The following is a 10,475-nucleotide window of genomic DNA, read 5'->3' on the forward strand; positions in this document are numbered from 1 at the left end:
AGGAGAAAACAAAGATTGGGGCTTTCATCCCGGCGGATCCTTTAGTATACTAGCAGACAATAGACAGGCTTCTTAGGCAAAGGGGGATAGGGATGAACGTTTTAACAACAATGGAGCAGTGGCAGGGGTGGGCTTCTGCCGGATATAATCTGCTGCCTTTTGCCGTGCGGATTGCGGATAACGGCAAGCTCCCCTCATCTTGGATGAAGGCATGGGAGCATGCCTCCCCCTATTCCTTCGTATTGGAGAGTGGAAAGGACGGAAGGTACACGTTCCTTGGGCTTGAACCAGTCTCGGTGATCCGAGGTAAGGGGGACAGGGCGGAGGTTCAGGATCTTAGCTCCGGGAAGCGCGTTTCTATGAGCGGGCCGCCGCTTGAATTGATCCGGAGATGGATGAGTCCATTTCGTGCTCCTGGTGTTCCGGAACTGCCCAAGTTTAGCGGGGGTTGCGTGGGCTTTCTCGGTTATGACGTCGCCCGTTCCCTGGAGGAGCTGCCTAAGAAGGCGGAGGACGATTTGAAGCTGGACGACTACGTTTGGATGCGGATGGAAGAACTGTGGATCATTGATCAGCAGGATCAGGCGGTTTATGCCGTCATTCATGCCGGGGTAGATAAGGCATTATTTGATTATATGCAGGCACTGGAACTGAACGGAACAGCAATGCCCAAGGCCGAGCCGGCTGTCCTAGCCGCCTTGTATGAGCAAGCTTGGCAGAGAGGGGCGGCGATGAGCCATTTGTGGGGAGAGATTACCGATGCCGCAGAAGCGGGAGTCCAGGCTGATATGGCCGAGCTCCGCAGAGTCCGGATTGAAACAGCCCGGCGCGAAGGGCATTGGCCGGTGAGTGGCCTAAGATCTTCTTTTGCGCAAAAAGATTTCGAGCAGGCCGTAGTTCGGATTAAGGAGTACATCGCTGCGGGCGATGTCTTCCAGGTTAACCTGTCACTCAGACAGGAGAGGAAGCTGACCTCATCACCAGAGGAGGTCTATGAATGGCTGCGCCACTTGAACCCGTCACCGTATATGGGGCTTCTTCGTTTTCCCGAATACCGGTTGGTATCCGGTTCGCCCGAGCTGCTGGTAAAGCTCGAAGCAGGCGAGATGAGTGCCCGGCCGATTGCGGGAACCCGGCGCCGGGGCAGAACCGAAGCGGAAGACCTGCAGATGGCTGAAGAGCTCCGTGGTAGTGAGAAGGAAAGAGCGGAGCATATTATGCTGGTGGATCTGGAGCGCAACGATCTGGGCCGGGTTGCTGCATATGGCACGGTGCAGGTCAGCGAACTGCTGGCTGTGGAATACTATTCCCATGTGATGCACTTGGTCTCTGAGGTCAAGGGGCAGCTTGCGCCGGAGCGCACGCTCTATGATGTCATTGCTGCCAAGTTCCCCGGGGGCACCATAACCGGAGCGCCCAAGGTACGAACCATGGAAATTATAGAAGAGCTGGAGCCGGTTACGCGCGGGCCTTACACCGGGTCCATCGGCTGGATTGACTACCGTGGTAATATGGAGTTAAACATTATCATACGTACGCTGGTTGTTAAAGATCAGATTGGATATATTCAGACCGGAGCCGGAATTGTGATTGACTCCGAGCCATACCGTGAATACAGGGAATGTCAGAACAAAGCAGGGGCTGTGGCGCTCGCGATGGAGCTTAGCGAAGAAGAGGCCCATAAGCACCGGGAACAGGAGATGTTAACATGATTTTGGTTATTGATAATTATGATTCGTTCACGTATAACCTCGTCCAATATCTCGGAGAGCTTGGCGAGGAAGTTACCGTCCGCCGTAACGATGAGATCGATATTGAAGGCATTAAGCAGCTCGCACCGGATCATATTCTGATCTCGCCTGGACCGTGCACGCCGAATGAAGCGGGAATCAGCCTTGAGGTTATTGAGAAGCTCAAGGGAGTGATCCCTATCTTCGGTGTATGCCTGGGCCATCAGGCTATTGGTCAATCGTTCGGAGGTAGAGTAATCCGAGCCGAACGGTTGATGCATGGCAAGACATCCCCGATTCTTCATAACGGCACCTCAGTGTTCGAGGGCCTTCCGTCCCCATTCACTGCAACGCGGTATCACTCGCTGCTTGTTGAACGGGAGAGTCTTCCGGACTGCCTGGAGATTACTGCGGAGACCGAGGAAGGGGAGATCATGGGTCTGCGCCACAAAGAGTATGAGATTGAAGGGGTGCAGTTCCATCCTGAATCTATAATTACCGATCATGGACACCAAATCCTGCGCAACTTTCTCAGCCGCAAGGCAGGAGCGAAGGCTTGAATTACATCGGTGTCAATGGGAAGGTTGTGCCTGCTGATGAAGCCGTGATCTCTGTAATGGATCACGGCTTCATGTACGGACTTGGGCTGTTTGAGACCTTCCGCACGTATAACGGAACCCCGGCCTTCCTCTCTTGGCATTTAGACCGGCTAAACCAGGGCTGCAGGACACTTGGCATCGTCTATGAGCCGCAGCCGCTTAAGCTGCGGGGCCACCTTTCAGAGCTGCTCGCCGCCTCGGGGTTGACCGAGGCGTATATCCGCTATACGGTGACGGCTGGAGAGGATGGACTGGGACTTCCGTCGAGCGATTACTTGTCACCTCAGGAGATCGTTTACGTTAAGCCCCTTCCAGCTGCTCCCGCTGCTCTTTATACCGATGGCCGGTCACTCCGGCTGCTGGCTACCCGGCGCAACACACCTGAAGGCGATGTGCGTTTAAAGTCGGTGCATTATATGAATAATATATTGGCCAAGCGGGAGCTCAGCGCCAGGTTAAAGCCTGGGGATGAACCTGCAGAGGGGCTTTTGTTGACAGCTGAAGGCTATTTGGCCGAGGGGATTGTGAGCAATCTTTTTTTTATCAGCAAGGATGTCCTGTATACCCCTTCTATTAAGACGGGAATTTTGCCTGGGATTACAAGAAGGTGCGTTCTGGAGCTGGCTTCTGTCTCAGGGCTTGCTGTAGAAGAGGGCCTGTACACATGGCAGGATCTGCTGCAGGCTGACGAGGTATTTATAACAAACTCCATACAGGAGCTGGTGCCTGTAACCGCCCTGTACGATTTGGAAGATCGCCGGCACAACGTGGGCACGGGGAAATGCGGTAACCATACCGCCTTGCTGCTGCAGGCGTACCGGGAGAAAGTGAGGGATTTTGGGTGAAACCACGGGTTTATCAGCGCAGCTACCGCTGTGGAGAGAACACACTGAGCTTGGGGGAGAGAACCCTGATTATGGGGATTCTGAACGTCACCCCTGATTCGTTCTCTGATGGGGGACAGTATATCAGCACGGAAGCAGCTGTGAAGCATGCCCTGCAGATGGCTTCGGACGGAGCCGATATTATTGATATCGGCGGGGAATCTACCCGACCCGGGCATGAGCCTGTAGGTTTGGATGAAGAATTAAGACGGGTGCTGCCGGTCATCAAGGCGATTCATGAAGCTGCACCACAGATTGTGATTTCCGTTGATACGTATAAAGCCGAAGTTGCCAGGCAGGCACTTCTGGCGGGTGCACACATCATTAACGATATATGGGGAGCCAAGGAAGACCCGCATATGGCGGCAGTTGCGGCAGAATTCGGCTGCCCGATTATACTTATGCATAACCGGAAAGACCGTAATTACAAGCATTTTATGGACGATGTTGTGGCTGATCTTAAGAATAGTATTGATATTGCGCTTCGGGCCGGAGTTCACAAAGATAACATTATCCTCGACCCAGGAGTGGGTTTTGCTAAGGATTATGATGAGAACTTAAGAATCATGCGGTCGCTTGACCGGCTTACCGAGCTTGGGTATCCGGTTCTGTTGGCTACTTCACGCAAGAAGTTCATCCGTACCACGCTGGAACTTCCGGCGGATGATGTGGTTGAAGGGACGGCAGCTACCGCGGCATTGGGCATTGCTCAAGGCTGCCAGATTATCCGGGTGCATGATGTGGCCCAGCTAAAAAGAACAATTGATATGTGCGATGCGGTGGTGTACAGCAAGGATCATCCCACTGAGCAGAATTAGAGAGGTGTATGAAAGTTATGGATAAAATGACACTAACCCGCATGGAATATTACGGTTATCATGGTGTATTTGAAGAAGAGCGCAAGCTGGGACAGCGCTTCTATATCGATCTGGAGCTCAAGCTTGACTTGCATGAGGCTGGGGTGAATGATGATTTGACCCGTACAGTCAACTACGCCGAGGTGCATGAGCTGGTTAAGAAAATCGTGGAAGGCCGGAGCTTCAAATTGATTGAGGCCCTTGCCGAGTGTATTGCATCCGAGATACTGGACACTTATACTGTTATAGATGAACTAACCGTGAAGGTAACCAAACCTCATCCCCCTTTTGATATTCACTTCCAGGGTGTCACGGTGGAACTGTTAAGGTCCAGAAAGTGAGAACTTGCGATGAATTCACATTCCTCCTCTGAAAACTCAGAGGCTTATATTGCTTTGGGGGCTAATTTGGGCGACCGGGAGGCTACGCTGCTTGAAGCCATCCATCGCCTGAACCGGCATCCTGAGATTACGATCCTCCGCTGCTCGTCTCTGTATGAGACCGATCCTGTCGGTTATGTGGATCAACCAAATTTTATTAATATGGCACTGGCTCTTCAGACCACGCTTGAACCGGAACGGCTGCTGACGGTGATGCTTCAGATTGAGCTTGATCTCGGGCGTGAGCGCCATATTCATTGGGGGCCGCGGACAGTGGATTTGGACCTGCTCTGGATGGAAGGGAGAACACTAGACACGCCCCGGTTAACACTTCCACATCCACGTATGCACGAGCGGGCTTTTGTGCTCGTTCCGCTGGCGGAGATCGTGCCAGCGACCGAGACTACGGGTCTGTATCCGTATGTTCAACACGCATTGACATCAGGGGGCGGAAAGGAAGGCGTCCGCTTGTGGAAAGAATGCAGCTGGCCCAGCGCATCCGGGCATTCCGCAAACTAAAAGGCTACACCCAGCAGCAGCTTGCCGAACAATCCGGCATCTCCCTTGCGGTGCTGGGAGCCATTGAGCGGGGGAATCGCCGCGCGGAAGACAAAGTCATTGAGACGATTGCACAGGTTCTTGGCATTTCGGTGCATGAACTGGTACATGTTGATACAAATATAACAAAGGAGTGAGACCGACATGCTTAAGATTGGCGATATACAAATGAAGAACCAGGTCGTTCTTGCTCCGATGGCGGGCGTGTGCAATCCGGCGTTCCGCTTAATTGCGAAGGAGTTCGGCACCGGTCTTGTATGTGCAGAGATGGTTAGCGATAAGGCGATCCTTCACGGGAACAAGCGGACCCGGGAGATGCTGTTCGTGGATGAGCGGGAGAAGCCGCTGAGCCTTCAGATTTTCGGTGGGGACCGGTCATCCCTTGTGGAAGCGGCCAAGGTTGTCGATCAAGAGACCAACGCAGACATTATCGATATCAATATGGGCTGTCCTGTGCCTAAGGTGACCAAGTGTGATGCAGGTGCGCGCTGGCTGCTTGACCCGAACAAAATCTATGAAATGGTGTCGGCTGTAGTGGATGCCGTAAGCAAGCCGGTTACGGTAAAAATGCGGATTGGTTGGGATTCCGACCATATCTTTGTAGTGGATAACGCCAAAGCGGTTGAAGCTGCCGGGGGCAAAGCCATTAGTGTTCACGGACGTACCCGTGAGCAGCTGTACACCGGCCATGCCGATTGGAGCTATATCAAACAGGCGAAGGAAGCCGTGTCTATCCCGGTTATCGGTAATGGGGACGTCAGCACGCCTGAGGATGCGCGCCGGATGCTTGATGAGACCGGCTGTGACGGAGTGATGATCGGACGCGGCGCCCTGGGTAACCCATGGATGCTGTACCGGACCATTGAGTATTTGAAGAACGGGGTATTGGCTCCAGAGCCGACACCGGAAGAGAAGATCCGGATTGCAATTCTTCATATGGACCGTCTTGTCGCGCTTAAAGGCGAGAATGTCGCAGTGAAAGAAATGCGCAAACACCTGGCCTGGTATCTGAAAGGCATGGAAGACGGTGCGCGCGTGAAGGACATGATTATGGAAGAGACGAAGCGTGATGAAATGGTCCGTATTCTGGAGGACTATGTGGCGGGGCTTCAAAATGAGCCGGCTGACGTTGCCGTGACGGCATAGTTAGCTCGGAACCTTAGGTTAATATCTGACAGAGCGGGGCTGTTAAAACGTTTACATTTCTTGCTCTGCATGTCATTGACATTTTGCAGTGCTTACCCTATAATTTCTCAGTATAAATTCGCCTCAGGAGATAACTTCCACAGCATAGGGATGTTCTCATCTCTGTGAGATTGCATATGATATTCTCTAAATGATGCGTGAAATTTGCGAAAATTATTTCCATGACAGGAGAATCGGTTGATGAGCGATAAAGAAGTTATTCTTACCCAAGACGGTCTGAAACGACTGGAAGAAGAACTGGAGAACCTCAAATCCGTGAAACGCCGTGAAGTGGCCGAGCGGATTAAGGTAGCCATCGGATATGGTGATATCAGCGAGAACTCGGAGTACGAGGACGCGAAGAATGAGCAGGCTTTTATCGAAGGCCGTATTATAACGTTGGAGAAAATGCTTCGCAATGCCCGCATCATTAACAATGATGAGATTGATACGGATACAGTAAGCATTGGTTCAACTGTTATCGTTGAAGATTTGGAATTCGGCGACAAGATGGAGTATGCCATCGTAGGTACAGCCGAGTCCGATCCGCTTCAGAATAAGATTTCTAATGAAAGTCCGGTTGGTAGAGCCATTCTTGGCAAGAAGATTGGGACAGTTGTTGACGTAACGGTTCCAGCGGGCGTCATTCAATATAAAATTTTAGAAATCAAGAAGTAAGAGGTAGGAGCTTCCTTAAGGAAGCTTCTTTCACTGTATTTGTAGGAGTTGGCCGTAAGTGCGGTATCAAAGTGAGTAAGGGAGTTGAACGACGAATGAGCGAGGAAAACACAAATCAGGAAGTGGAAGTCAGCGAGCTGCTGCAAATTCGCCGCGACAAATTGGACGAGCTGCGCGGGCTCGGGATTGACCCTTTTGGGAAGAAGTATGAGCGTACCCATAACGCAGGGGATATTTTGAAAAAATACGACAGCTTCTCCAAGGAAGAACTGGAAGAGCAGGCGCCGGAAGTCCGTATTGCCGGCCGCATTATGGCGAAGCGGGGCATGGGTAAGGCAAGCTTTGCTCATATCCAAGACCTGAGCGGCAAGATTCAGATTTACGTCCGTAAAGACACTGTGCCTGAAGCAAAATATGAAGCTTTCGATCTGCTTGATCTGGGGGATATTGTGGGAGTCAGCGGAGAGGTGTTCAAGACCAAGACCGGAGAGACTACAATCAAGGTTAAGGACCTGGAAGTCCTCAGTAAATCACTGTATCCTCTACCGGACAAATATCACGGTTTGAAGGACGTTGAGCTTCGTTACCGTCAGCGTTATGTCGATCTGATCATCAATCCTGAAGTCCAACAGACTTTCATTCTGCGTTCCCGCATTATTCAGTCTATGCGCCGGTACCTGGATTCGCTGGGCTATCTCGAAGTAGAAACGCCTACGCTTCACAGCATCGCAGGGGGAGCTGCGGCCCGGCCGTTCATCACCCATCACAACGCGCTTGATATGGAGCTGTACATGCGGATTGCGATTGAGCTTCACTTGAAACGCTTGATTGTCGGCGGGCTTGAGAAGGTCTATGAAATCGGACGCGTCTATCGTAATGAAGGGATTTCCACACGACATAATCCGGAGTTTACCATGATTGAATTGTATGAAGCTTATGCGGATTACAAAGACATCATGGCGCTTACCGAGAATATGGTTGCTCATATTGCCCAGGAAGTGCTGGGTACACAGACGATTCAGTATCAAGGCCAAGAGGTGGATCTTCGTCCACAGTGGCGCCGGGTATCTATGGTCGATGCGGTTAAAGAGGTCACAGGTGTGGACTTTAGTGTACAAATGACCAATGAAGAAGCTCACCGTCTTGCCCAGGAGCATAAGGTTCCTGTGGAGAAGCATATGACATTCGGACATATCTTGAATGCGTTCTTTGAGCATTTTGTTGAAGAGACCCTAATCCAGCCAACCTTTATTACAGGCCATCCGGTTGAGATCTCTCCGCTTGCGAAGAAGAATGAGCAGGATCCGCGCTTTACCGATCGTTTCGAATTGTTCATTGTTGCGCGCGAGCATGCCAATGCCTTCACCGAGCTTAATGATCCAATCGACCAGCGTCAGCGGTTTGAGGATCAGCTTAAGGAGCGCGAGCAGGGTAACGATGAGGCTCACGAGATGGACGACGACTTCATCCGGGCGCTTGAATACGGAATGCCGCCTACCGGCGGACTTGGGATCGGTATAGACCGTCTGGTTATGCTGCTTACGGATTCCGCATCCATTCGTGACGTCCTGTTGTTCCCTCATATGCGTTCACGTTCAGCCGAATAATACTAAATTTTTGATCTTGAATAGATGTTATGAATAAAAGAACAGCTTCTGAGCTTAGACTCAGGAGCTGTTCTTTTTTTGTCCGGTTTGGCTGCAAAGCGCATCAAGATGTTGGGATACCAGCAGTTGCATTCGCTCAGATGACATAGTAGCGGGGCTGATGACCGCATGCATGGCAAGTCCGTCAATGAGGGCGTGAAGACGTGCCGTCTCAAGCTCGGGATCCAAACCCGGCTGTGCCAGGTTATGAGATATAAGAGCTTCAACAATAGACTGAATGCCAAACCGCATTTTTTCATATACAGCATTGTTTAAAGCTTTAAGAGCAGGATCAGACAGTGCCTTGGTTGTAAAAGCAATCCATACCTCCATCTCTGACCGGGATTCTTCATCTATAGGCAGCAGCTGGTATAATACCTTCTTCATATCCTCTAGTGGAGGGCCGTTAAAAGAAATCGATTGTATTCGTTTTTCGACCCGCTCTGAAACGAGCTGCATAGAATAGGCAAATAGGTCAGACTGGCTTGCAAAGTAATGCCGCAGTGACCCAACCGACATGTGGGCCTCTTTGGCGATATGACGAACGGATGCCTGCTGTATGCCATGACGACAGATAATTCTCCACGTGGCCTCGGCGAGCAGTTGTTTCTGTTTTTCGTGATCTACAATTTTAGGCATAAGTTGATTATACCATGGTTGATTTATTTAATACAGTGTGTTATAAACTTTGTAGCACAGTTGTACTAAATAAATGAATGAGGTGAGTTAGCTTGATTGGCTGGTTAATTGTAGGCTGCGAAATTGCATTTTGGGTGTTTGTATTGGCTGGACTCTGTACGCGTTATTTGCTCAAAAATAAATTTTTGGGTGGTCTGCTTCTTCTATGTACACCTCTTGTCGATCTTGTACTGCTTATCGCTACAGCAGTGGATCTCAAGCAGGGTGCCGAGGCAACTGCATATCACGGGGTTGCTGCGATCTATTTGGGAAGCACAGTGGCATTTGGGCACAGAATGATCAAATGGGCGGATGAACGGTTTGCTTACAAGTTTGCTGGAGGAAGTAAGCCCGCCAAGAAACCGAAGGGTGGAGCAGAACATGCAAGGCGGGAGAGAGCAGGCTGGTATAGGCATTTGTTAGCGTGGGTTATTGGTTCAGCTATACTTGCTTTATTGATTTTGTGGGTGGGGGAACCTGAGAAAACAAAAGTATTCGAACAATTCATTATGGGATGGGGAACTGTATTGGGCATTGATTTTCTTATCAGCTTTAGTTATACCTTATGGCCGCGTGAGGTTAAAAAAGGCCATTCTGTAGACTAAAGGAATTTATTGCATAACCCCGTATTCTGAAAAAGGGGTTGTATATTTCTCGCTGGCATGGTATATTCTAATTCCGGTTAAGAAAAACAACATACTGCTTCGGAAAGATATGAGGCAGCCAAGCAGCATGAATAAGAATTTAAAAATAAGTGTTGCAATGTTGATCCGGACATGATATACTATAAAAGTTGTCAGCGAGAAACGCTGCTGAGAACGAAATGAGAAATTGATCTTTGAAAACTGAACAACGAGTGAGTTACAAGATTGAAGAACTTCGGTTCTTTAGTCAAATGAGAAGTAAAATTCTCGTCAGTTTCAAAATGAGCAAGTCAAACACTTTAATGGAGAGTTTGATCCTGGCTCAGGACGAACGCTGGCGGCGTGCCTAATACATGCAAGTCGAGCGGACTTGATGGAGAGCTTGCTCTCCTGATAGTTAGCGGCGGACGGGTGAGTAACACGTAGGTAACCTGCCTGTAAGACTGGGATAACTACCGGAAACGGTAGCTAATACCGGATACGCAAGTTTCTCGCATGAGGGACTTGGGAAAGACGGAGCAATCTGTCACTTATGGATGGGCCTGCGGCGCATTAGCTAGTTGGTGAGGTAACGGCTCACCAAGGCGACGATGCGTAGCCGACCTGAGAGGGTGAACGGCCACACTGGGACTGAGA

The 10,475-nt window shown here is 50.4% G+C and carries 12 protein-coding genes and 1 rRNA gene; 12 read left to right on the forward strand and 1 reads right to left on the reverse strand.

The window, feature by feature from the left end; all coding sequences use genetic code 11:
• The first annotated feature begins 92 nt into the window (after nucleotides 1-92).
• The 10 genes from BN6628_RS25370 to lysS all read left to right on the forward strand — a co-directional run bounded on the left by BN6628_RS25370 (nucleotide 93) and on the right by lysS (nucleotide 8,478).
• Nucleotides 93-1,712, forward strand: a complete 1,620-nt coding sequence (locus BN6628_RS25370; protein ID WP_068621761.1) for an anthranilate synthase component I family protein — start codon at nucleotides 93-95, stop codon at nucleotides 1,710-1,712.
• Nucleotides 1,709-2,290, forward strand: a complete 582-nt coding sequence (gene pabA / locus BN6628_RS25375; protein WP_068621763.1) for an aminodeoxychorismate/anthranilate synthase component II — start codon at nucleotides 1,709-1,711, stop codon at nucleotides 2,288-2,290. The genes BN6628_RS25370 and pabA overlap by 4 nt, the downstream gene beginning before the upstream one ends.
• Nucleotides 2,287-3,174: an aminodeoxychorismate lyase gene (pabC, locus tag BN6628_RS25380; protein WP_068621765.1), complete on the forward strand. Its 888-nt coding sequence runs from the start codon at nucleotides 2,287-2,289 to the stop codon at nucleotides 3,172-3,174. Before pabA ends, pabC begins: the two co-directional genes overlap by 4 nt.
• Nucleotides 3,171-4,031: a dihydropteroate synthase gene (gene folP, locus BN6628_RS25385; protein ID WP_068621767.1), complete on the forward strand. Its 861-nt coding sequence runs from the start codon at nucleotides 3,171-3,173 to the stop codon at nucleotides 4,029-4,031. Before pabC ends, folP begins: the two co-directional genes overlap by 4 nt.
• A 17-nt stretch (nucleotides 4,032-4,048) precedes the next feature.
• Nucleotides 4,049-4,411, forward strand: a complete 363-nt coding sequence (gene folB / locus BN6628_RS25390; protein ID WP_068621770.1) for a dihydroneopterin aldolase — start codon at nucleotides 4,049-4,051, stop codon at nucleotides 4,409-4,411.
• 9 nt (nucleotides 4,412-4,420) lie between these two features.
• A complete protein-coding gene (folK, locus tag BN6628_RS25395; protein WP_068621772.1) occupies nucleotides 4,421-4,969 on the forward strand; it encodes a 2-amino-4-hydroxy-6-hydroxymethyldihydropteridine diphosphokinase in 549 nt (182 codons plus the stop codon).
• Nucleotides 4,921-5,145: a helix-turn-helix domain-containing protein gene (locus BN6628_RS25400; protein WP_068621774.1), complete on the forward strand. Its 225-nt coding sequence runs from the start codon at nucleotides 4,921-4,923 to the stop codon at nucleotides 5,143-5,145. The genes folK and BN6628_RS25400 overlap by 49 nt, the downstream gene beginning before the upstream one ends.
• Before the next feature lie 7 nt (nucleotides 5,146-5,152).
• Nucleotides 5,153-6,154 carry a tRNA dihydrouridine synthase DusB gene (gene dusB, locus BN6628_RS25405; RefSeq protein WP_068621776.1) on the forward strand — a complete coding sequence of 334 codons (1,002 nt, stop codon included), beginning with the start codon at nucleotides 5,153-5,155 and terminating at the stop codon, nucleotides 6,152-6,154.
• 240 nt (nucleotides 6,155-6,394) lie between these two features.
• Nucleotides 6,395-6,871: a transcription elongation factor GreA gene (gene greA, locus BN6628_RS25410; RefSeq protein WP_068621778.1), complete on the forward strand. Its 477-nt coding sequence runs from the start codon at nucleotides 6,395-6,397 to the stop codon at nucleotides 6,869-6,871.
• Between the two features lie 95 nt (nucleotides 6,872-6,966).
• On the forward strand, nucleotides 6,967-8,478 hold the full coding sequence (lysS, locus tag BN6628_RS25415) for a lysine--tRNA ligase (RefSeq protein ID WP_068621779.1): 1,512 nt from the start codon (nucleotides 6,967-6,969) through the stop codon (nucleotides 8,476-8,478).
• 60 nt (nucleotides 8,479-8,538) lie between these two features.
• Here lysS and BN6628_RS25420 read toward each other — a convergent pair whose 3' ends face one another.
• The gene (locus BN6628_RS25420) at nucleotides 8,539-9,156 is read right to left on the reverse strand and encodes a TetR/AcrR family transcriptional regulator (protein WP_068621781.1); all 618 of its coding nucleotides are present in this window, start codon (nucleotides 9,154-9,156) and stop codon (nucleotides 8,539-8,541) included.
• 92 nt (nucleotides 9,157-9,248) lie between these two features.
• Here BN6628_RS25420 and BN6628_RS25425 point away from each other — a divergent pair, with 92 nt between their 5' ends.
• Together BN6628_RS25425 and BN6628_RS25430 are read left to right on the forward strand one after the other, a co-directional pair.
• Nucleotides 9,249-9,800: a 2TM domain-containing protein gene (locus BN6628_RS25425; RefSeq protein ID WP_068621784.1), complete on the forward strand. Its 552-nt coding sequence runs from the start codon at nucleotides 9,249-9,251 to the stop codon at nucleotides 9,798-9,800.
• A gap of 338 nt (nucleotides 9,801-10,138) precedes the next feature.
• Nucleotides 10,139-10,475, forward strand: a 16S ribosomal RNA gene (locus BN6628_RS25430); the annotation flags it as partial.

Source organism: Paenibacillus tuaregi, assembly GCF_900086655.1.
Taxonomy (GTDB): Bacteria; Bacillota; Bacilli; order Paenibacillales; family Paenibacillaceae; genus Fontibacillus; species Fontibacillus tuaregi.